We start from the raw sequence: 20409 nt of genomic DNA on the forward strand, positions 1-20409 counted from the left end.
TATGGAGAAATGCCATGCTGGCTCTTGAACCCATTGATACAGTCCCCGGGTCCTTCCGGCCCGATCCGATCACCCAGGATGAAGCGGCGGCGATGTTTCGTGCCGTGCTGAACCTGTTTGGCAAATGGGAACTGACCGACGAGCAGGCGGCGACGCTGCTTGACATGCCGGTGCGCAGCTATCGGCGCTGGAAGGCGCAAGGGCCGGGCCGCATCTCGCGCGACGGCGCGGCGCGGCTCTCGAACCTGATGGGCATACACAAGGCGCTGAGGATCATCTTTTCCGAAGCGGGGCGCGGCTATGCCTGGGTCAGGGCAGGCAACGCCGCCTTTGGCGGAGCGAGCGCGCTCGATGTCATGCTCGGCGGAGAGTTGACCGACATCATGCGGGTGCGCCGCTATCTCGATGCCGAACGCGGCGCCTGGTGACCGATCCGAAGGCTTTGCAGGTTACGCGGGTCGAGTGGAAAGGTGCGGTCCGCATCATCCGCAGTACCTTTCCCCCCATCGACCTGTTCGAGGATATTGCCGATCCCGCAGATTGGCCGCTGCTGCTCTCGGCAGAACAGAAAACCAATCCGCGGATCATGGCGACGATCGGCAATCTCGATCTTGTGCCGGTTGAGCGCCGGGTCGGCGGTCACGGCGCGTCCTACCTGATGGCGCCGTTCACCCACGTCAGCACCGATCGTGCAAGCCGCTTCACCGATGGCAGCTACGGTGTCCTCTATGTCGGCAATTCGTTCGAAACCGCGCTATTCGAGACGATCCATCACCATGCCCGGTTCATGGCCCGCACCGCCGAAGCGCCGGGATGGACCTCGCAGTTCCGTGAGATCGTCCTGACAGTCGGCGCAAACTTGCACGATCTCAGGCAGGGCGCCGCGCAATGTCCTGTACTCGATCCCGATAGCTATACGGCATCGCAGGGTATCGCGTCCGCACTCAAGGCTGCCGGTTGCGATGGCATCGTCTATCCCAGTATCCGGCATGACGGCGGGGAATGCGTCGGCCTGTTCTATCCCGATGGCGCTTCCGATCCCGTCCAGGGACGACACCTCGATTATCACTGGGATGGCACCAGCGTCGATCTGGTACGCGATGCGGGATCCGGTGAGGTTTTCCGTGTTGTGAGTACGGACTGAGGTATCGAGCGGATTGCGCGTCATTCCCTCCGCGAGACGGGTGACGGCGCAGGGCCAGTGCGGCCAGTATCTCGATGCTTCTGCTCCCTTGCCTTGGCATGCTATGAATGCAGCGCTTCGATCGTGGAGGATGCCGTGCGGATTCGTCTCGCTCTCGTTGGATCCCTGCTTCTGTTCGCGCCTCCGGTGCTGGCACAATCGAATTTGACGCCGAAAGACCGCGCTGCTGCGTTCCGCGCTGCCGGTTTCACCTTTCAGGGTGGCAAGTGGTCCGCCTGCGGCGATCCGGGCACGCCCAGCTATTCGCCGGGACAGATCGAAACAGTGCGCGACCTCAATGGCGATGGAAGACCTGAAGCGGTGATCACCGAAGGGGGGACGTACTGCTTCGGCATGACGGGGACCGGCTATACGATAGTCAGCAAACAGGCCGACGGCACCTGGAAGACCATCACCGGCGGGACTGGCATACCCAATTTCCTTGCTACCAAGGGCGTGGGAGGCTGGCCGGATATCGAAGTCGGCGGTCCCGGCTTCTGCTTCCCGGTCGAGCGCTGGAACGGCAAGGCCTATGTCCTCCATCGACATCAGTATGAGGGGAAGCCTTGCCGCCCGCAGATGTAGGTCAGCCGGGGGCATTCTGCATGGGGCGGAGTCGGCAAGCAGACGGGGGCTCAAAGGCATGGTGCGGCCTTTTTCATATCGAAGTCCGCAAGTGTTTTAGGGTTGATAATTATAGAGTAATTATTTAGTTTAATATTTTCCGTGAATTACTATTGAAAAAATAAATAAAATTACTACCTTGTTATTATCTACTAGTCGTGATCGACAGTCTTGAGGGATGCATGTTTATCTCTCCCCCCTTTCTTTTCCGCCTATTAGCCCGCGTTCAAACGGTCGCTGGTGATTGTCTGCGCGAAAATTAAGGAAGATCTCATGACCCTCTCCGGCAAGATCACAAGCTATGACAGCGCCAAGGGCGCCGGTACGATCACTCCCGAAATGGGCGGCAAGTCTCTACCATTTGTCAGGGCCGATCTCGATCATCAGCGTCAGGCGCCCAAGGTGGGCCAGCGCTACGGTTACGAAACCAAGCAGTTGGATAGTGGCAAACAACAGGCCGTGAACCTGCAGCAGCAGCTGAGCCATCGAGAACAGGCCGAACAGCAGCAAGGCTGAATCCGTTTTCTTGGCGGAGCTCTCCGCCAGTGGTTCCGGCTTCGGCGTGCCAACAGATTACTTTCGTTACGGAAAGGCACCTCGCCATGGACCTGAATGTCCTTCTCCACGCCCATCAGTTAGCAGTGATGAGGGCGAAGGGAGCCGGTGACGATGAAAGCCGGCAGATCCACTTCGACAAGGCGGCGCAATATGCCGAGGATATCGGTGCCTTGCGGATCCCGCCAAACCGGACGGTCGCCTTGTTGTCCTCGGTTGCCAGGGGCACTCTCTCCTACGGATCTTATGCATGGGATAGCCTGCAAAAGCCCCCATCGTCACTGGATGCGTGGGAGAACGAGGGCGGGGCCATCAGCCGGCCCCGCGCAACCCCGGTTGCGGAGAGTAGATTGACGCTGCCCTCACAATATTTCGTGGGATCAGCGGTTTTCTCCGATCTGTCACTCGCAGTGGCAGAGCACGCACGACAAAGGCAGGCTGCGATGCAGAGCGATGAATGATCGCCCTGCAAACACTCCAGTGCCGGCAGCAAGCGTTCGGATAGCGCAATCGAGTTTCGAAACCGTCTCGTCCGAAACCAGTCGGTGTGCATCGCCCATTTTGGGGCATTTCGAGGAGAACTCTCATGAACAGATATACCTTCACAGCGCTGACAGCAGGCCTCGTCCTAAGCCTGAGCGGTTGCGCGGCTACACAGTCTTCCGACATGAATACCGGAGAGCGTATTTCCCAGCGGGGCGGGGAAATCACCGACTATGGCGATGCATGGTCTGCAGGGCAGAAAGACGCGAAGCTGGGTCAACGCATGATCGACAAGAGCGCCAAGAGTTCAGACAGCGCGCGAAAGCAACTCGCCGATGCCCGCGCTGACGTGGTCAAAGCCGAGGCCCGGATTCAGGCAGCTTCGAACGCCAAGATCGAAGGCGAGCAACTGATCCTGGATGGGACCATGAAGATGCAGCAGGCTGAAGCGGACTATGCCCGCGTCAGGGCGGGCCCGTCAGCGAAGATCGACAGTCCCGGATCCTGATTGCCTGAGGCCGGCAACAGATCCGGTCGCATCCTTGCGGATCGATGGCCGAAGGCTTCTAACATTTCTCCAAACAGCGCGCGGGAATCGGGACGAACTCTTGCCCGGCGTTAAGAGGAAATTTGCGGATTGCGCATAGACGCAGGGAAACTTCGGTGCCTGCGATGCGCTTTGACCTTTCTACCCTCTATTTCCTTGCCATTGGAACTCTGCTGCTCAGCGCCGGTATGACGCTCTGGGAATGTCGTGCCCGGCCCGAGCGCAGGAAAGAACTGCACTTCCTTGCCGTGGGTTTTGCCACCCTCGCGACCGGCTGCATTCTGGCAATGGCTCGCTTCCACCTTCCCGGCACCTTGGGTGCGATCGCTGCCAGCATGATCATGCTCTCGGGCTATCTCCTGCTATTCGAAGGCGTCGCAGCGCTTGGCGGCCACAGGCGCCGAGCGATCTCGCTGGCGTTGCTTGTCGCCCTTGCACTGGCGTGGGCCTTTGCCGGCACACGCTGGCAGCAGGAAGTATGGCACTACATCTGTGCCGGACCCATTGCCTTGGCCAGTGGCCTGACGGCCTGGGAAATGTGGCGAAACGGTCGCCTCCATGCCCTGCGTTCACAGCGCATCGTTGTAGCCTTCGCGGCTGTCCACGCCCTGTTCTATGCGGGCAGGGCATTGATCCTGCCCCTTCTGGTGTCGGCCTTGGGGCCCCACCTTCTGGTCACGGCCAGCACTGTCACCATGTACGAAGGCGTGCTCTACTCGGTTGGCCTGCCCATGGCGCTCATGGCCCTTCTGCGCGAAGAAACCCATGCCCAGTTGCTGGCGGCAAGTCGTACCGACTACCTGACCAATCTGGGCAACCGGCGCTGGTTCTTCGAAGAAGGTGAGCGATATATCCGGTCGGCGCACGCGCAAACGCGTGTCTTTCTGCTGGCTTTCGACCTCGATCATTTCAAGTCGATCAATGACCGGTTCGGCCATGCCATGGGGGATGAAGCGCTCAAGCTCTTCGCCCGTTTCGCGCGCCGTACGGTTGGGGAGGGCGCTATCCTTGCTCGGATAGGTGGTGAGGAATTCGCCGCATTGCTGCCCTGCAGGTCCAGTGCCGAGGCGATTTCGGTGGCCCAGGGCGTGGCAAGCCGCTTTGCGGAAGTGGCGGCCGATCCCCGGACCGGCTTGGGCGTGAAAGCGACGGTAAGTATCGGCATCGCGGAACTCGGCCCCGACGGCACCAAGCTTCCGGGTTTGCTCGCAGCGGCGGACAGCGCCCTCTACCAGGCGAAGGCGAGCGGCCGCAATCGCATCGTTCTGGCCCGAACCGAGCCTCTCGCTGTCGCCAACTGACGCAAGCCTCTGACTTGGCCGAACAGCGGTGGCAGTGAGACAATCCGGTCGAAATCAGTGCGTCCAGTCGAGCTTCACGGACTCGAGATGCCAGCGCAGCTGCGCTGGACTGGCTCCGCCGATATCGTTGACCCGGCGCAGCACGGCCTCACCTTCCAGTCTGACCGGACGGCCGTCCTTGTCGGTTCCGGTGACGGTGAGCGGCGCCGTGTAGTAGCTTGAGCCTGCAGCCCCCTCCATCACTCCGGAGGGAACGGCGACCGTGGGCTTGTCCAGATCGGCGAAGAGGGCTGCGAACCGGGACTGGCTCCATTTCTCCCGGTCTGCGGGGCTGAGCATGGCCCAGGCCTTGGCATATTGTCCCAGCTCGATTGCGCGGGCGAAATCCAGCAGGACGTCGCGCGCGCCTGTCTCGCCGCGTTCGGCGTCAGGCGTCAGTTGAGACTTCGCAGTATCGGTTGCCTTGTCGCTGCTGACAGTCGCTTCAATTTCAGTCGCCTGATCCGGCTTCATGCCAGCTTCGGAAACGGGCGAGCCCGTTGCCTCATTGCTGTCCGGTACAGTTTGCGTCTGCCCGCATGCCACGAGCATCAGCGCCGGTGCCATTGCGGCGATAGTCCTGATCTTGCCCATTCATGCCTCAACGGGTGGACAAGGCCGGCGGTTCCTTATCCGCGTGTTGCTGCAGGATGCGGCTGCTTCGTCTTGCGTTTCGGCCCGGATAGTTCTGTCGCCATGCCAGGAGATTTGACTGAAGTATGAGGCAAAACCTCTCGTTTCCTCATCAATCAAAGGTTGAAGGGGATCGCAGTGGCATCGATGATCGCACTGAACGCCTCGCTCACTGTCCTGTGATCGACGAGGTCAACTTTGAACGGCAAGGCGCTTTCGTCGAAGGCTTCGGCCAGTTCTGCAAGCAGCGCTAAGGGGAGGGGGACTGGCCCCGTCAGCGCTAGATCAAGATCCGACCAGGGTTTGGGTGAGCCGCCCGCCCGGCTGCCGAACACGTGCACCTGGATATCCGGGGGCAGGTGCGCTGAAAGGACACGGCGCACTTCATTGCGTTCGCTGTCAGAAATGACAAGCGCCCGGGTCACGCGGTCGGTCGGTTCTGCAGGCGATCAAGGAGCGCGCGTGCTTCATCAAGGAAGCCGGGGATAGCCTGCGCAACCTGTAGAGCTTTGGCCTCGTCGTAAGTGTGCGACGTAATGTTGCGCATTTCTCTGTAAGTGCGCCAGTCTGGCCAATCTCCGGCTACAAGGCCCAGTTCCACGCCGGTGCGAATGAGTTCTGGAAAACTCATTCGATCGACTTCCTCCGGATTTGCCGCCGCGGCTTCCAGCGATCTGCGCAACATCTTGTGCGAGAGGTCGTAGGTGAACTCGAAGCGTTGGATCAAGCCATCGCGGATCTGAGCGTCCGAGGTGTCAGACAGATAGCGCGTCAGCCCCTCTTCGAGGCGAGAGACGGCATGGGCAAGCGAGGAAAAGTTGAGCGGCATCGTCATTACCATTGCCATTGAACGTACCATCACGGCAAGCATCTCGGCGCATCTGCAAGGGAGGTGCGCCCGCGAGGCGTTAGCTGCGCGAGGCTGCAGTATGCTGCGGCTTTGTCTTGCGTTTCGGCCTGGCAAACCAGAAGCTCCAAACCGCGAGCGATCCGAGAAGAGTGAGAGCCAGCCCCGACAACGTCATTACAACGCGAAAAGCCAGTCCCCCGACCTTTGCGGCGTGAAGCGGGTAGAGCGCGTTATAGGCGGCGACCGTCCGGGACAGGTCGGCGGCATCGCGCGTTGCAATGACTTCGCCGGTATCGGCCGCGAACCAGACCGTCGTGCGGCCGTTTGGCAGCCATTCCTGTTGCCCGCGCATGCGCAAAGTGATCAGCCCATTGTCATTGCGCGGCAGCGACAGGCTGCGCACTTCGGCATTGGGGAAGCGCTGTCGCGCGCGGACGATCATCGCTGCCCAATCGAGATCCTTCGCGACGGCTACGGGACGAGCGCTCGGCGCTGCGAGAGCACGGCTGATTTCTTCCGGCGCACCGGGCCCGAACAGTACGGCCGCCATCGGCCGGAAGACGAGCACGGCACCAGTTAACAGCGAAACTGCGAGCAAGGGGGCGACGATGACGCCGAGATCGCGATGATGCCGCACGATTGCGGGGCGGGTCAGGCGTGCCGGAACCAGTCGGAACTGGAAGGTCTTGCGTGTTCGCCACCAGAGGATGATGCCGCTGACCACGAAGAACAGGCCGCAAAGGGCCGCAATGCCGATCACGAACTCGCCCTGGTCGCCTGCGAAAAGGTGATGGTGAAAATCGAAGATCCAAAGCTCGGGTCGTTGCCATTGACTGGACCAGTCTGTCACCGGATCGCCTGTCTGCGTGACGTAGGCACCTGCGCCATCGGCAAAGCTCAGGCGATCGAGCCCGAAGTCGGCAGTCGCGAAAGTGATCGATTGCGGCCTGTTTGCGGCATCCGTCATGAGGCGCTGCGTCGTTTCGGCGAGTAGGGACGTCTCCTGCATTTGGGGATCGTTGCCATGAGGCAGCGTGATCCAGGCGTCCTTGTGCAGCAGGATCGTCCCCGTGAGGCCGAGGAGCGCCAGCAGGAGGCCGATGAGGCCTCCTGTCCAGCGGTGCACACTGTCGAGCAGCTTCATGAATGCCGACACATCAGAAGCGATAGTCCCAACCGAACGTGAAGTTGCGGCCGCGTCCGGCAAAGAAGTGCGCGTTGTCGGTGGGGCGGACGGTTTGGGTATAATAGTCGATGTAGAACGTATCGAAGATATTCTGCGCCGCGAGTGTCAGGGCACCGAAGCCGGTCTCATAGCGCAGGCTGATGTCGGTGACATCGTAGCCGTCGAAGGCGTAAGTCTCATTGAAATTGCCTGGCGTCCGTTCGAATTTGCGGGACAGGAAAAGTAGCGTCTGAACCCGCGCAGAGAATGGTCCGCTGCGATAGCTGGCCGCCAGGTTCAGGCGATCCGGCGAGATGTTGGCGCCATCGAGGTCCCGGTCTACCTTGTCGATGCCGTCATTCGAACCATCGGTGCGGCCTTCGAGATGGGCGTAGCCTGCCGAGAGCGTGAGTCCCGGGACAGGCGTCCTGGCCGACAGGTTGATCTCGATACCCTCGATCTCGACCCGCTGGCGCTGGACCTCGAAGACACCGCCGGTCCGCACCAATAGCGAACCGTTCTTGCTCGTCGACCAGAAGTAGGCGGCGCTCGCATCGAGGGGGCCGCGCTTGGCCTCCATGCCGATTTCGCGGTTGTTGGAGACGATCGGACTGATGTTCACGTAGTCGTCGATGTCCACGCCTGCCGAGTTGACGGCGCGTGCGATGCGGCCAACGTCGGGAACGGTGTAGCCTTCCGCATAACTGGCATAGGCGCGCAGGCCGGCGACCGGTTCCAGAATGACGCCGCCGTTGAACAGCGTGTCGCTGAACTTGGGGGTGCCTCCCGAAACGGCGAAGCCGCCGTAGCTGGCCAGCGTCGTGTAGTCGTCGATGGAGATCTTCACGTCTTCGTAGCGCACGCCGCCGGCAAAGCGCAGCTTGTCGTCCAGCAGCGCCAGGTTGAACTGCGCGAAGGGCGCGATGCTGCGATAATCCGTGGGTGGAACCCAGTTGCGATCGGTAGCGATCAGCCGCTGCTCGGTCGCATCGTACAGAACGTCGAGACCGAGCGTCGCCGTCAGGGCCTCCAGACCGGGAACCTTGCGCTCGTACGAGAGCTTGCCGCCATACTTGCGGCTACGGTTCTGCGACTGATCGAACAGCGTGCCGATGGGCGCGATGGAGGCGTCCTGGAAGGTGGCGATGAATTGCTCGCCGGCGATGACCGGTTCGCCGCCGTAGGTGTCGCGCGAGCGGTTCCAGAACAGCTGGGCCATGAGGCTGCCGCCCCACAGGTCGCTATCGGTCAGCGTCAGTGCCGCGCTTTCCGTGCGGTTCGTCGCCGACTTGCCAGGCGGTGTCCCACGCACCGATGTGGTGGGCAGGTCGATGGTATAGTCGCCATTCTCGGGGACGTAGTCGCCTTCGCCTTCCAGTTCGAAACGGCTCAGCATCAGGTCGAGGCGTGCCGTATCCGAAAGCGCATAGCCGAAGCGGCCGAAGAAGGACCAGGAGCGGCTATCCTGGGTTTCACCCTGAGTCAGGTCAGCGCCGATGCGGCGACCCTTGCCATCGTAGTAGACGCCGCGCTTGTGAAAGGCAGCGCCAACGGTTGCGTCGAAGCGTCCGCCGCGCCATCCGATCAGGCCTGCGATCTTGCCGCCGATACCGTCGCTGCTGAAGCCTGTGTTTGCGTTCCCTTGCACCAGCACGCGCCCGGAAATCCCGTCATGTTGCGGAGGGCTCACCGTCACCTGGTTGACGATGCCGCCGGTGCCGCCGATGCCCTGAAGTGCGTTCGACCCGTAAATCACCTCGACCCGGTCGACGAAGAACGGATCGATGGTGAAGCCGTCGCGGGCGCCATCGCGCAGCGGGGCTGTCTGGGGAATGCCGTTGATCGCATAAAGCGGGGATCGGCCACGCAGGGTTTCGCCGGCTCCCGACAGCTTCTGGCGGGTCGGTGAGAAGGACGGCGTGAGGGCGGACACCGCATCGACGACGGAACCGCCGATCGCCACTTGCTGTGCAAGGGTCGCATTGTCGAGAACATCGATCGTCATCGGCAAGGCATTGGCGGGCAACTCGGTGCGTGCCGCGGTTACGATAATTGGAGCATCTGCCTTCGCATCAAAATTGACCGGAGTCTGGGCGAGGGCCGGTGCCGAGCCAACAGCCATGGGCAAAACGAGCAATGCGTGGCGAATTTTGACGGTCATGAGATCTCCCTTCCGGCCGGGCGGATAGGGAAGATCTCATGCACTTGCAAGTCATTATCAATAGAGTTGCGATGAGAGGATAGTCCACGCCATTCAGTGCATGACGCGCTGCGACTTTGCTTTCGGCAGGCGGGCATGACTACAAACCCACATTTGTGCTAATGTGGGTTTGTAGAAATTGGCGAGGTTCCCATGAGTCGGCTTACAATCGACATTTCTGAACAACAGCACCAGAGCTTGAAGGCCTTGGCAGCCTTGCAAGGCAAGACGATCAGGCAATATGCGATCGAACGGCTTTTTCCGACCAATGCGGGTACCGATGAGGCATGGCTGGAACTGAAAGCACTTCTGAATGAGCGCGTTGCCCAAGGTCTGGCGGGCGGCATTTCAGCCAAGAGCGTTGGCACGATACTGGATGAAGAACTCGGCGGGGATAGCCGGGATTGACTGCTCCCTATGTTTTAACGGCGGCAGCCGAAGACGACTTGCGTTCGATCATCCGATATACCCGCAAGCAATGGGGAAACGAGCAGGTCCGTTCCTACGTTTTCAAGCTCGAACAAGGTATGGTTCGCCTTGCGAGTGGGCACGGAGCGTTCAAGGAGATGAGTGAACTTCACCCGGGACTTCGGATGGTTCACTGCGAACATCACTTTATCTTTTGTCTGTCACGCGAGGCCGAACCGGCGCTCATCGTCGCAATCCTTCACGAGCGTATGGATCTGGTGATGCGTTTGGAGAGCAGACTGTCGTAGGCCGAGCCTCACGAATATGCAGGCGTCCTTCGTAATCCCTGTGTCGCAAGGCTCTTGTTGCATAGGGGTCAGTCAATCGAAGATGCGGGTCCCCGATATCGATAATTTGTCGCCACGGCGCCAACTGCTGTCCTCATTCGATCAGTATGAGGTGTCACGCTTCTCTAGCGAGGTGCGTTGCGTCCGTTCCGAGTGAGAGAGTTAGAGGAGGGAAGGGGATTGGCCGTGACGGGTTTTGAGCTGGGAGAGAGGCTCCCGGCGCCCGTCATGGAGATTTCCCATGACACAGGTGGAAGTTCTGGACGGCGAGCCCGGTCGCAGCGTCGGCTATAAGGTCGATGTCACGCGCGGTGACAGCATCTCGCGCGTCTCTTCGGAATGGCTTTCCCGGCCCGATGACGAGCGCTATCTCTCACTGTCCGATCTGTTCGGTGCCGTTCGCGGCCGTGCCGAGCGCAGCCGGACCCGGACGCTGGAGAGTGCCGCGATCCGTGTGGAGGCGAGCCGCGATGATGCAGAGCGCCTATCGCTGATGCTGCCGGGCTCAGACCGGCCGGTTGCGCCCACGCACTGGAGTTTCGGTCAGCTCGCCAGCCTGGTTGGCGCACCGGCCGCCTATCTGCGCCAGCTGCCCGCGCCGCTGGCCGGTATCAACCTCCAGTATGGCCTGACGTCGCATCGTGCAGAGCAGGTGAAAACGCTCGAGGCCGAGGATGGCCGTGTCGAACTGCGGGCCGTGACCGGGCCCGACTACGGGCGCATTTTCGACCACGAACTGGTATCCGCCGTGCAGCGCATTGCCGGCAACGGAACCGGCGATACGCGCTGGAAGGTACCCGGCGTGCTCGACTGGTCGACCGGCATCTACAATCCCCATGTCGATGTGACCCGCAATACGACCACGCTTTACGCCTCCGATCGCGACATCTTCCTGTTCCTCGTCGACGATTTGAACCCGATCGAGGCGGGCAAGCTGCCCGACGGATCCCCGGACCTGTTCTTCCGCGGCTTCTATTGCTGGAATTCCGAAGTGGGTGCCAGGACGCTCGGCATCGCGAGCTTCTATCTGCGGGCTGTGTGCCAGAACCGCAATTTGTGGGGCGTCGAGGACTTTCAGGAAATCTCGATCCGCCATTCCAAGTATGCCGCGTCGCGTTTCGCCCATGAGGCGGCGCCGGCCTTGACGCGCTTTGCCGATTCATCGCCCATGCCCTTCGTCAACGGCATCAAGGCGGCTCGCGAACGGATCGTTGCGCGCAGCGATGAGGACCGCGTCGAATTCCTGCGTAAGCGGGGCTTCTCGCGCGCCGACACCACCAGGATCGTGGACACGGTTCTTGCCGAGGAAGGGCATCCGCCCACGAGCGTGTTCGACTTCGTCCAGGGCATCACCGCCCTCGCACGTCGCAAGACCAACCAGGATGCAAGGCTCGACCTCGAGGGCCGGGCCAAGAAGCTCTTCGATCGCGCTTCCTGACTTCGGGGGGGGCAACCGGAGGCGTCGATCCTGATGCCTCCGGCGGTGTCCGTTCCTCGCTCGCAGCTGTCGCTGCCTGGCGCCGTCCTCTCAGAGTCAGAGGGCGGTGCCCTCGTTCGTGACGGGTTGGAAAGCTGGGAGAGAGGCTCCCGGCTGCCTGTCGCGGAGTACATTTCCATGGCTACTGCTGCAAAGAAGATCACCCTGTCGACGTCGAGCGACATTCCCTTCAACAAGCTGATGCTGAGCCAATCGAATGTCCGGCGTATCAAGGCCGGTGTCTCGATCGAGGAACTGGCCGAGGACATCGTGCGTCGCGGCCTGCTCCAGGGCCTGAGCGTACGCCCTGTCACTGACGAGGCCGGTGCCGAGACCGGCATGTTCGAGATTCCGGCAGGCGGGCGCCGTTACCGCGCGCTCGAACTGCTGGTGAAGCAGAAGCGCCTTACCCGCACTGCGCCGGTGCCCTGCATCGTACGCGCAGAGGGACTTGCCGAGGAAGACTCGCTTGCTGAAAACGTGCAGCGCGCACCCTTGCATCCTCTCGACCAGTTCCGCGCGTTTCTGGCCCTACGCGAGAAGGGCCAGTTCGAAGAGGAAATCGCCGCGGCTTTCTTCGTTTCGGTCAGTGTCGTCCGGCAGCGGTTGAAGCTCGCGTCGGTGTCGCCGCGCTTGCTCGAGGTCTATGCCGAGGACGGTCTGAGCCTTGATCAACTCATGGCCTTTACGGTGTCGAGTGATCACGAGCGCCAGGAACAGGCCTATGAACAGTTAAATCGGGCCTACGACAAACACCCCCATACCATCCGGCGCCTGCTGACCGAGGAATCGGTTCGTGCATCGGATAAGCGCGTGCAGTTCATCGGCCTCGATCCCTATCTTGAAGCCGGCGGCACGATCATGCGCGACCTGTTTCAGGGTGACGATGGCGGGTGGCTGCAGGACGTCGCGCTCGTCGACATGCTTGTGACCGAGCGTCTGAACGAGGAGGCTGCCGCCGTTGCTGCGGAAGGCTGGAAGTGGGTCGAGACGGCCCCCGACTTTCCCTACGGCCATACCTTTGGTCTGCGCCAATTGTTCGGTGAATCTTCGCCTCTGACCGCAGAAGAGGAAACTTCCCGCGAGGCATCGCAGGCTGAATATGACCGACTGTCGGAGGAATATGCGAGCGCCGACGAGTTGCCCGATGATATCGACGCACGCTTCGGTGAACTCGAGACGGCCCTTGAAGCGTTCGAAGCCCGGCCCTTGCGTTTCGAACCCGACGACATGGCGCGGGCAGGGGCCTTCGTCAGCATTGCACCGGGCGGCGTGCTGCGTATCGAGCGGGGCTATGTGCGTCCCGAGGACGAACAGCCGCTCGAATGCCTCGGTGAACCGGAACCCAGCGATGCGATTGCCGCTGCCATGGGCGATGCCGGTGAGGCGTGTCTGACGGGGGAAGCCGGATCGCCGCAGTCCGAGGCGGTGGAGGACGAGGGCCTTTCCCCGATCTCCGATCGGCTCATGACTGAATTGTCGGCGCATCGTACACTGGCCCTGCGTCAGGCTCTTGGCGATGAGCCCGACATTGCCTTCCTCGCCGCGCTCCACGCCCTGACTCTCCAGGTCTTCTACCATTACCGCACGGACAGTTGCCTGGACCTCGATCTCAAGAGCGTGAGTTTCGGGGCGCAGGCGCCGGGGCTCAATGACAGTGCCTGCGCGCAGGCAATCCGCACCCGCCATGACGATTGGGCCGCATTGCTCCCCAAGGAATCCGCGGAACTGTGGGAGGCACTTGGCGATTGGGACGAGGCCCGGCGCCGGGCACTCTTCGCGCATGTCGTCAGCATGTCGGTCAATGCCGTGCACGAAGCCTGGAACCGCAGACCGCGCGCACTCGCACATGCCGACCAACTGGCCGCGACCGCGGCTCTCGACATGGTGCGTGCCGGATGGCGGCCCACCGTCGACCAGTTCCTTGGTCGGGTCACAAAGGCGCGAATCCTGCAGGCAGTCGCCGAAGGCAGGGGGCACGATGCCGCCGATCGCATTGCGCACCTCAAGAAAGGCGACATGGCCTCGCAGGCCGAAGAACTGTTGGCCGATACGGGCTGGCTACCCGAGCCACTTCGCACTCCGGGCGGCGCGTCGATCGCGCTCTTGCCGGCCGATTCCACCGACGGCGAGGCCGCAGGCGAAGAAACGCAAGCGTCCGGCGGCGAAACGGATATCGGCGAATCTGCCCTGGTCGCAGACAATGATGCCGACGCGGAGATAATCGCAGCCGAATAGGCACCGGCAACAACGCGACTGGCCCGCCCAATCGGCATCACCCGCGAAGCGCTGCTTCGCCAGCGTGACGACGGCGGGCCTTTTGCATGGAGGACCATCATGATCGAGACAGCACACGACCTGGCGCGCGCCCTTGCCGACCGGGCAGAACTGGTGTGCCGGCATTACCTCTACCACGGCACACGGCAGGGCAACTACTGGCAGGTGGGTGATGTACGCAATACCGCTGGGCGCTCGATGTACGTGCGCCTCAGCGACACGGCCAAGGGTGTCGCCGGAAAGTGGACCGATGCGGCGACGGGCGAGCACGGCGATCTGCTCGACGTGATCCGCGAGACATGCGGATTGGTCGATTTCGGGGACGTGACGGATGAGGCACGCCGCTTTCTTCGCTTGCCACCTGCAGAGCCCCAAGCCTCGCCCCTCCGGCAAGCCAGATCCAATGCATCATCCGGAAAACGAAATGCGGCCCGCCGCCTATTTGCCATGGGCGCACCGATCGAGGGCACGCTTGCTCAATCCTACTTGCAGGGCCGGGGCATCGCTTCGCCAATCCCAGCCGAGGCCCTGCGTTTCCATCCTCACTGTTACTACCGGACTTATGAAGATTGCCCGACGGAGCACTGGCCTGCCATGCTTGCGGCGGTCACCGACCAGAACGGCAAGATTACCGGCATTCATCGCACCTGGCTCGATCCTGACGGTTTCAACGAGGAAACACTCGGCAAGGCGCCTGTTGCAACCTCGCGCCGGGCGCTCGGCGATTTGCTTGGAAACGCTGTGCGCTTTGGCAAAGCAGGGCCGGTCATGGCTGCTGGCGAGGGCATTGAGACCGTCCTGTCGCTTCGCTGCGCTCTGCCGACCATGCCCATGCTGGCCGCACTCTCCGCCGCCCACCTTGCCGCGATCGCATTTCCAGCATCCTTGCGCAGGCTCTATGTCGCACAAGACGTCGATCCGGCAGGCGAGGGCGTACTCGCGGCACTCAAGGACAGGGGGGACAGGCCGGCATTGAGGTTATCGCGCTGCAGCCCGCATTGGACGACTTCAACGACGACTTGCGGCATCTCGGCATCGACGCGGTCCGCGAGCGTCTGCGTGTTCCTATGGCGACTCAAGATGCAGCACTCTTCCTGGCACCCTCTGCGTAGGGACAAGGACGATCGTGATAGCCTTTATCGGCCATCGTCTCGCAGGATAGTCTCCCTCTCAGCAAAGCCGCGCCCTGGCCTTCGAGAGGGCGATCGGCCGTCAAGCCGCCCGGCCGGGCAACCTTTGCGGCGACTATTTTCCGGCGCGCTCCGTATCGGAGCGCTTTGCCATCGCGAACCAAAATAGTCGCCGCCTTCGGTCCTTCGCTTGTCGCTTCGGCCCGTCGCTGCCGCGCCGGGTGCCAGCCCGCTCGTCCCGACGGCTTTTGTCGCCACGAAGGCCGCGAGGGGCGCGGCATGAGGCGATGGAGCATCCCGTGAGGCAATCGAACGAGCTTGAGCATACCAGTACATCCTGCCCAACCGATCACGTACTGACCGAACTGCAATTGTACGGCTATCGCCCCTTCGAGGACGAACCGGACCCCAGACCGCTTCCCGACGGCAACATGCTGGCCGGTGCGATCGCCGACATCTTCGATGCCTTGATCGCTACCCTTGACGACACGCGCATGGAACCCGATCTTGACGATCTGCTCTGGTCCACCGCGAACGTCTTCCATCGCGCCGCCGAACGCGCCAACCGCGAACTAGACGATAACGAACAGGCGCAGCGCCGTTCGCAGCGTGAACAGGACGGTAGCGAAGTGCGATCCGTCGAACTGGAGCGGCTGATTGCACAGGGCCGCACGCTGGTGGAACGGCAGGATGCCTTCGAACTCATGCGCGATCAGGCGGGCGAGCATTACGAGCGCCGCGCAGGAAAGGCATGGCTTCCTCGCAGCGGTTCCCGTGTCAATCACCGCAATCTCACCTCGGCGATGATCGACAGCCGCGACTTTATCGCGGCTCGCAAGCGCGCGCAGAACCACGTGCTGTTGCCCGAAGGTCCAAAGATTGCCTTTACCGGTGGCTTGGAGTTCAACGACCACAAGTTGATCTGGGCCAAGCTCGACCAGGTTCACGCCAAGCATCCCGACATGGTTCTGATGCATGGCAAGTCCCCGAAAGGCGCAGAAAAGATTGCTTCGCGCTGGGCCGATCACCGCAGCGTTCCGCAGATCGGGTTTGCACCGGACTGGGCCAGGCACGGACGCGCAGCACCCTTCAGGCGCAATGATCAGATGCTCGAAGTCGTGCCCGTGGGCGTTCTTGCCTTTCCGGGCACAGGCATTCAGGACAACCTTGCAGACAAGGCGAAGAAGCTCGGCATCCCGGTTTGGCGGTGCGGGAAAGGGTGATGTTTCAAGCTGCCGGTCCCATGGAAGGGAGCCACCCCTTTCGGCCGCTCAGATACGTTTTCTCGCTCTCGAGCGTAGGCTTTCTGCACGCGCACCTTGCTGATGGCATACTTCTGAGCAAGCTGCCCGAAGGTCGCCCCATCCGTTACGGCAACATAGATTGCCGCGTTGCGCTGCTGCTCCGGGCTCGAACCGCTCCGTTCCATCGATTCACTCCAAGCGTTAGGGGGCCCAGGGTTCCACGCCAGTTACCTATCTTAATTATGCTACCTTGGAACTGAAGGCCATCTGGCGATTCTCGCTGCAAACAGACCGGCTGATAGGGCGATGGGAAGGTTGCCCCTCCCCAGGGGAACCAATTTTCGTTGCGTTTATTTCGAATATGAGTTATTGAATTGCTCTACCACGGAGAGTTCCCATGACATTGCCTGCGCATTCAGAGCCGTTCGGCGGCCATATGCCGTCGGCTGATGACCGCCAGATCGCTAACCAGCTACGTCGCGTGCTTGTTGCCCAAAAGTCGGGCGAAGCAACCTTGCGTGTCCGGGAGCCGGAATCGAAGAAGCCGGTCGAAATTACTCTCACTCCCGCCATGTCTGACCTGTTTCTTGAATTGCTACGTTATATCGGCAGCGGCAGTGCAGTAACACTCGTGCCGATCCAGGAAATGCTGACGACCCAGCAAGCTGCAGACCTACTCAATGTGTCACGTCCCTATCTGATCAAGCTGCTTGAGCAGGAGGCAATGCCCCACACTCTGGTAGGGCGACATCGTCGTATCCGGGCCGATGACGTGTTCCGCTACAAGGCGCAACGCGATGATGAACGTTCGCGCGCCCTCGACGAACTCATCAGCGGCGATGCCGACTTGGTCTGACCCAGCGCTACACTGCCCTAATTGATGCCTGTACGCTCGTCAGTGTCTGGCGGCGCAATTTGCTGCTGTCGCTTGCCGAAGCCGTATTTTTCCGCATTCGCTGGTCAGTGCCCATTCTTAACGAGACTAAAGCAGCTCTGATCAAGATGGCCCGCGAGCGCGATCTCGATGATCCTGAGGCACGAGGGGCGCGAGCGATAAGGGCCATGCAGACGGCCTTCCCAGAAGCAATGGTCGAAGATTTTGAGCTGATTGTTAGCGCGCAGTTTGGCTTACCCGATCCTGATGACGAACACGTCATCGCCGCTGCCGTCAAAACGCAAGCCCAAGACCTCGTTACCGAGAATCTAAAGGATTTCCCGGCTGTCATCCTTGGCAAACTCAACATTGAGGCACGAACTGCCGATGACTTCATTGCTGACACGATTGCCCTTGATGAGGGGAGGGCGATTGCTGCAATCCGTGAAATGCGCGAGCGCCTTAAGCGACCTCAAATGTCCCCTGAAGAATTTTTACGGGCCATGGAAGCTAACGGCCTGCTCGAAACAGCTTCGGTTCTCGCTTCCCACCTCAGCTCAATCTGAAGGCTCGCTTCCAACATCTCCAACCAAAATGCGTCGTTCGCCAACCGGGCTTTAAACGGCAGCTTCCACTGCATCACGATGGCGCGTGTTCGGATCTGCCCGCCGCTGACGATGTCGCCGATTTTCATTTGCACGAGATCACAACCACGCAATTTGCTGTCGATCGCCAGGTCGAACAGAGCCCGGTCTCGAAGGCGACGACGCTGATTGAGGTAAAAGCGGATCTCCCAAATTTGCTTCGGCTTCAGCGCCCGCTTCGCGCCGACAGCGCGACCTGCGTTCCAGACCTGACGCTTGGCGGATGTAGGTTGGGTTTCAGGCATTTCCATGTTCATTCTCCGATAGCCAGAATTGGCCAACGGAAGAACGTCTGGCAGCCGCAGGGGGAGGTGCTGCGAGGCGTCGGCTGCATAATTGTCCCTATTCGTGGGGGTAGGTCATGGCTGAGCAGAAATTGACAAGCTTTGCCAATTTTTGCTATTTCAGGGCATGGAGGTTGCCATGGCTACGATGAACATCTCACTGCCCGATCCGATGAAGCAATGGGTGGAAGCGCAAGCTGATACTGGTCGGTATAGCAATGCCAGCGACTATGTGCGCGATCTTATCCGCCGTGACCAGGAACGCGCCGACAAGATTGCCGCCATGCAGCGCCTTGTCGACGACGCCCGAGCTGGCGGTCTGAGCGATGAGACGATGGCGGATATCCGGGCGCGAGCGATCAGCCAGGCAGGCCTGCAAGCCTGACTGTGCCACGTTTTCACTTAACACGCGCTGCAGCCGACGATCTGACAGCCATTTTTCTGGAAGGCATCGAGCAGTTTGGCTTGCCGCAGGCTGACGCTTATCACGAAGGGCTGAGTGCGATTTTCGCGTTTCTCGCAGACTAGCCCCATGCCGCGCGCTTGCGAGAGGAAATCTCGCCGCCAGTTCGCGTGCATCCCTACAAGGCCCACCTGGTGATTTATGATGTAGGAGATGAGGGCGAGGTCATCATTCTACGCGTCCGGCAGGGTCGGGAAGATTGGACATCATCGAATTACGACGGTTAGCCGTGAAAAGGTCCGCGCTGGCGGCCAATCCGCAGAGATTCTCACCACATTAGCGTTTCTCCTGCCGACCCTTTTTTGCCGCTCACGGGACGTTTCCAGAATCCAAACATCGGACATATTCAGATCCTTGCTTGGCCGCGCCGCAACGTCGGTTACGTCGGACATGTACGAACCCGCTGTCGCGGGAATAGCGCTGGACCTGATGTTGTGAAAGTCCTGCTTACAACGCGCCTTGGTTGAGCCTCGCGACTGAGAGGCAGACGCTTTCGGCTCCTTCAACCGAGGAGTCGAACATGACCAATATCACTATGCCAGCGCCCGCCACCACGCTTCGCGAGCGGATGATCGAGGATATGAAGCTGCATCGTCTTTGCCGGACGACGCAGCGCAACTACTTGCGCGATGTCGAGCGGTTCGCGATCTGGCTTGGGCGGCCGCCCGACACGGCGACAGATGAAGATCTGCGCCGTTACCAGATAGAGCAGTCGGAGATGGGGTTCGGTGCCCCGGCCATGAACACCGCCGTGTCAGCGCTGCGGTTCTTCTACATCCGAACGCTGGATCGTCCTGACCTGACCCGCAAGCTCCACCGGGTGAAGCATCCTCGCGGATTGCCGACCGTGCTCAGCCGGGACGAAGTGGGCCGGATGCTGAATGCCACGACCAGTATCAAGCACCAGGCGATCCTGTCCGTTGCCTATGGAGCCGGCCTGCGCGCAGGAGAAGTGTCCCGCCTCAAGGTCCGGGATATCGACAGCGAACGCATGTTGCTCCGGGTCGAGTGCGGCAAAGGCGGCGGGGATCGCAATGCCATGCTCGCCCAGGACCTGCTCGTCCTCCTGCGGGAATGGTGGAAGATCGGGCGCAAGGAGGGCGTGATGCATCCCGATGGCTGGCTGTTCCCGGGCATGCATTACCTCAAGCCGATCAGCACCCGGCAAGTCCACCGCATAGCTGCAGAAGCAGCCCATGCCGCCGGCATCACCAAGCGGGTCGGGCCGCATACATTGCGCCATAGCTTCGCAACCCACTTGCTCGAAGACGGCGTCGATGTCCGGATCATCCAGGTGCTGCTGGGACATTCCCAGTTGCAGACCACGACGCTGTACACCCGGGTGGCAACCAAAACGGTGAAGGCCGTGGTCAGCCCGCTTGACCGCCTGGGCATGTTCCCAGGGCCGCAAGGGTTGCCGCCCGGTTGAGCCGGTGCGCACCTCGATTGAGGTCGCCGACATCTTCCGTGCTGCCGGACCAGGCTATCGGGCTACCCATGCCGGGCATCTGAACCTCGTCCAGCTCAAGGTGATGACGGCGATCGAGAACTGTCGGACTGCAGCGCTGGGCGGCCACGTCGAGGCCTGCGAAGACTGCGGGCACTGGCGGATCGCCTACAACTCATGCCTTATGGGCAGATCCAGTAATGGGGAGCTGGAGCGACTTGGTGGCTTCGTCGA

The 20409-nt window shown here is 61.1% G+C and carries 21 protein-coding genes and 4 pseudogenes; 19 read left to right on the top strand and 6 right to left on the bottom strand.

Translation table 11 applies throughout. The annotated features are described in order from the left end of the window. Positions 1–14: 14 nt before the first annotated feature. From SPHV1_RS20930 to SPHV1_RS20960, 7 genes are all read left to right on the top strand, one after another. Positions 15–428, top strand: coding sequence for an MbcA/ParS/Xre antitoxin family protein (locus tag SPHV1_RS20930; RefSeq protein ID WP_054947937.1), 414 nt, complete (start codon positions 15–17; stop codon positions 426–428). Beyond that, on the top strand, positions 425–1144 hold the full coding sequence (locus SPHV1_RS20935; RefSeq protein ID WP_054947938.1) for an RES family NAD+ phosphorylase: 720 nt from the start codon (positions 425–427) through the stop codon (positions 1142–1144). Before SPHV1_RS20930 ends, SPHV1_RS20935 begins: the two co-directional genes overlap by 4 nt. Before the next feature lie 135 nt (positions 1145–1279). Next, positions 1280–1768, top strand: coding sequence for a hypothetical protein (locus SPHV1_RS20940; RefSeq protein ID WP_054947982.1), 489 nt, complete (start codon positions 1280–1282; stop codon positions 1766–1768). A gap of 312 nt (positions 1769–2080) precedes the next feature. Further along, on the top strand, positions 2081–2323 hold the full coding sequence (locus SPHV1_RS20945) for a cold-shock protein (RefSeq protein ID WP_054947939.1): 243 nt from the start codon (positions 2081–2083) through the stop codon (positions 2321–2323). A 128-nt stretch (positions 2324–2451) separates the two neighbouring features. Next, a complete protein-coding gene (locus SPHV1_RS20950; protein WP_197277763.1) occupies positions 2452–2823 on the top strand; it encodes a hypothetical protein in 372 nt (123 codons plus the stop codon). Between the two features lie 125 nt (positions 2824–2948). Then, complete coding sequence (locus SPHV1_RS20955) at positions 2949–3353, top strand: hypothetical protein (RefSeq protein ID WP_156367414.1); 405 nt, start codon at positions 2949–2951, stop codon at positions 3351–3353. 164 nt (positions 3354–3517) lie between these two features. After that, positions 3518–4693, top strand: coding sequence for a diguanylate cyclase (locus tag SPHV1_RS20960; RefSeq protein WP_054947942.1), 1176 nt, complete (start codon positions 3518–3520; stop codon positions 4691–4693). A 54-nt stretch (positions 4694–4747) separates the two neighbouring features. On the opposite strand, the gene SPHV1_RS20965 is transcribed toward SPHV1_RS20960, so the two are convergent. The 5 genes from SPHV1_RS20965 to SPHV1_RS20985 all read right to left on the bottom strand — a co-directional run bounded on the left by SPHV1_RS20965 (position 4748) and on the right by SPHV1_RS20985 (position 9541). Beyond that, on the bottom strand, positions 4748–5326 hold the full coding sequence (locus tag SPHV1_RS20965; protein ID WP_054947943.1) for a hypothetical protein: 579 nt from the start codon (positions 5324–5326) through the stop codon (positions 4748–4750). A 155-nt stretch (positions 5327–5481) separates the two neighbouring features. Then, entirely contained in the window at positions 5482–5790 is a 309-nt protein-coding gene (locus SPHV1_RS20970) for a nucleotidyltransferase domain-containing protein (RefSeq protein WP_054947944.1), read from the bottom strand. Then, a complete protein-coding gene (locus SPHV1_RS20975) occupies positions 5787–6200 on the bottom strand; it encodes a nucleotidyltransferase substrate binding protein (RefSeq protein ID WP_054947945.1) in 414 nt (137 codons plus the stop codon). The genes SPHV1_RS20970 and SPHV1_RS20975 overlap by 4 nt, the downstream gene beginning before the upstream one ends. 73 nt (positions 6201–6273) lie before the next feature. Further along, the gene (locus SPHV1_RS20980) at positions 6274–7359 is read right to left on the bottom strand and encodes a PepSY domain-containing protein (protein WP_054947983.1); all 1086 of its coding nucleotides are present in this window, start codon (positions 7357–7359) and stop codon (positions 6274–6276) included. Positions 7360–7372: 13 nt separating this feature from the next. Further along, entirely contained in the window at positions 7373–9541 is a 2169-nt protein-coding gene (locus SPHV1_RS20985) for a TonB-dependent receptor (RefSeq protein WP_054947946.1), read from the bottom strand. A 192-nt stretch (positions 9542–9733) separates the two neighbouring features. Between SPHV1_RS20985 and SPHV1_RS20990 the strand changes: the two genes are divergently transcribed. The 8 genes and pseudogenes from SPHV1_RS20990 to SPHV1_RS21025 all read left to right on the top strand — a co-directional run bounded on the left by SPHV1_RS20990 (position 9734) and on the right by SPHV1_RS21025 (position 17903). Beyond that, a complete protein-coding gene (locus SPHV1_RS20990) occupies positions 9734–9988 on the top strand; it encodes an antitoxin (protein WP_054947947.1) in 255 nt (84 codons plus the stop codon). After that, the gene (locus SPHV1_RS20995) at positions 9985–10296 is read left to right on the top strand and encodes a type II toxin-antitoxin system RelE/ParE family toxin (RefSeq protein ID WP_054947948.1); all 312 of its coding nucleotides are present in this window, start codon (positions 9985–9987) and stop codon (positions 10294–10296) included. The genes SPHV1_RS20990 and SPHV1_RS20995 overlap by 4 nt, the downstream gene beginning before the upstream one ends. A gap of 280 nt (positions 10297–10576) precedes the next feature. Continuing rightward, positions 10577–11773 carry a hypothetical protein gene (locus tag SPHV1_RS21000; protein ID WP_054947949.1) on the top strand — a complete coding sequence of 399 codons (1197 nt, stop codon included), beginning with the start codon at positions 10577–10579 and terminating at the stop codon, positions 11771–11773. 177 nt (positions 11774–11950) lie between these two features. Continuing rightward, the gene (locus tag SPHV1_RS21005; RefSeq protein WP_054947950.1) at positions 11951–14050 is read left to right on the top strand and encodes a ParB/RepB/Spo0J family partition protein; all 2100 of its coding nucleotides are present in this window, start codon (positions 11951–11953) and stop codon (positions 14048–14050) included. A gap of 99 nt (positions 14051–14149) precedes the next feature. Then, positions 14150–15201, top strand: a pseudogene (locus tag SPHV1_RS21010) (toprim domain-containing protein). Positions 15202–15506: 305 nt separating this feature from the next. After that, on the top strand, positions 15507–16442 hold the full coding sequence (locus SPHV1_RS21015) for a DUF2493 domain-containing protein (protein ID WP_082431093.1): 936 nt from the start codon (positions 15507–15509) through the stop codon (positions 16440–16442). A 418-nt stretch (positions 16443–16860) separates the two neighbouring features. After that, positions 16861–17319, top strand: coding sequence for a helix-turn-helix domain-containing protein (locus tag SPHV1_RS21020; protein WP_054947951.1), 459 nt, complete (start codon positions 16861–16863; stop codon positions 17317–17319). Positions 17320–17339: 20 nt separating this feature from the next. Beyond that, positions 17340–17903 (top strand): PIN domain-containing protein, encoded by a 564-nt coding sequence (locus SPHV1_RS21025; RefSeq protein ID WP_255352310.1) that lies wholly within the window; start codon positions 17340–17342, stop codon positions 17901–17903. 17 nt (positions 17904–17920) lie between these two features. Here the strand turns inward: SPHV1_RS21025 and SPHV1_RS24630 are convergent. Next, positions 17921–18232 (bottom strand): annotated as a pseudogene (locus SPHV1_RS24630) (integrase); the annotation flags it as partial. Between the two features lie 172 nt (positions 18233–18404). On the opposite strand from SPHV1_RS24630, the gene SPHV1_RS21030 reads away from it, so the two are divergent. From SPHV1_RS21030 to SPHV1_RS24640, 4 genes and pseudogenes are all read left to right on the top strand, one after another. Then, the gene (locus tag SPHV1_RS21030) at positions 18405–18650 is read left to right on the top strand and encodes a type II toxin-antitoxin system ParD family antitoxin (RefSeq protein WP_013831443.1); all 246 of its coding nucleotides are present in this window, start codon (positions 18405–18407) and stop codon (positions 18648–18650) included. 155 nt (positions 18651–18805) lie between these two features. Continuing rightward, a pseudogene (locus SPHV1_RS26015) lies at positions 18806–18955 on the top strand (type II toxin-antitoxin system RelE/ParE family toxin); the annotation flags it as partial. Between the two features lie 293 nt (positions 18956–19248). Next, positions 19249–20157 (top strand): site-specific integrase, encoded by a 909-nt coding sequence (locus SPHV1_RS21040; protein ID WP_054947954.1) that lies wholly within the window; start codon positions 19249–19251, stop codon positions 20155–20157. A 4-nt stretch (positions 20158–20161) separates the two neighbouring features. Further along, a pseudogene (locus SPHV1_RS24640) lies at positions 20162–20356 on the top strand (transposase zinc-binding domain-containing protein); the annotation flags it as partial. Positions 20357–20409: the final 53 nt, after the last annotated feature.

It is taken from the genome of Novosphingobium sp. KN65.2, from assembly GCF_001368935.1.
In the GTDB taxonomy this organism is placed as follows: domain Bacteria; phylum Pseudomonadota; class Alphaproteobacteria; order Sphingomonadales; family Sphingomonadaceae; genus Novosphingobium; species Novosphingobium mathurense.

Bases quoted from the DNA above. Each gene is read 5' to 3' on its own strand.
- SPHV1_RS20930 (WP_054947937.1), top strand. From the start codon at position 15: ATGCTGGCTCTTGAACCCATTGATACAGTCCCCGGGTCCTTCCGGCCC.
- SPHV1_RS20945 (WP_054947939.1), top strand. From the start codon at position 2,081: ATGACCCTCTCCGGCAAGATCACAAGCTATGACAGCGCCAAGGGCGCC.
- SPHV1_RS20950 (WP_197277763.1), top strand. From the start codon at position 2,452: ATGAGGGCGAAGGGAGCCGGTGACGATGAAAGCCGGCAGATCCACTTC.
- SPHV1_RS20955 (WP_156367414.1), top strand. From the start codon at position 2,949: ATGAACAGATATACCTTCACAGCGCTGACAGCAGGCCTCGTCCTAAGC.
- SPHV1_RS20960 (WP_054947942.1), top strand. From the start codon at position 3,518: ATGCGCTTTGACCTTTCTACCCTCTATTTCCTTGCCATTGGAACTCTG.
- SPHV1_RS20965 (WP_054947943.1), bottom strand. From the start codon at position 5,326: ATGGGCAAGATCAGGACTATCGCCGCAATGGCACCGGCGCTGATGCTC.
- SPHV1_RS20975 (WP_054947945.1), bottom strand. From the start codon at position 6,200: ATGACGATGCCGCTCAACTTTTCCTCGCTTGCCCATGCCGTCTCTCGC.
- SPHV1_RS20980 (WP_054947983.1), bottom strand. From the start codon at position 7,359: ATGAAGCTGCTCGACAGTGTGCACCGCTGGACAGGAGGCCTCATCGGC.
- SPHV1_RS20985 (WP_054947946.1), bottom strand. From the start codon at position 9,541: ATGACCGTCAAAATTCGCCACGCATTGCTCGTTTTGCCCATGGCTGTT.
- SPHV1_RS20990 (WP_054947947.1), top strand. From the start codon at position 9,734: ATGAGTCGGCTTACAATCGACATTTCTGAACAACAGCACCAGAGCTTG.
- SPHV1_RS21000 (WP_054947949.1), top strand. From the start codon at position 10,577: ATGACACAGGTGGAAGTTCTGGACGGCGAGCCCGGTCGCAGCGTCGGC.
- SPHV1_RS21005 (WP_054947950.1), top strand. From the start codon at position 11,951: ATGGCTACTGCTGCAAAGAAGATCACCCTGTCGACGTCGAGCGACATT.
- SPHV1_RS21015 (WP_082431093.1), top strand. From the start codon at position 15,507: ATGGAGCATCCCGTGAGGCAATCGAACGAGCTTGAGCATACCAGTACA.
- SPHV1_RS21020 (WP_054947951.1), top strand. From the start codon at position 16,861: ATGACATTGCCTGCGCATTCAGAGCCGTTCGGCGGCCATATGCCGTCG.
- SPHV1_RS21030 (WP_013831443.1), top strand. From the start codon at position 18,405: ATGGCTACGATGAACATCTCACTGCCCGATCCGATGAAGCAATGGGTG.
- SPHV1_RS21040 (WP_054947954.1), top strand. From the start codon at position 19,249: ATGACCAATATCACTATGCCAGCGCCCGCCACCACGCTTCGCGAGCGG.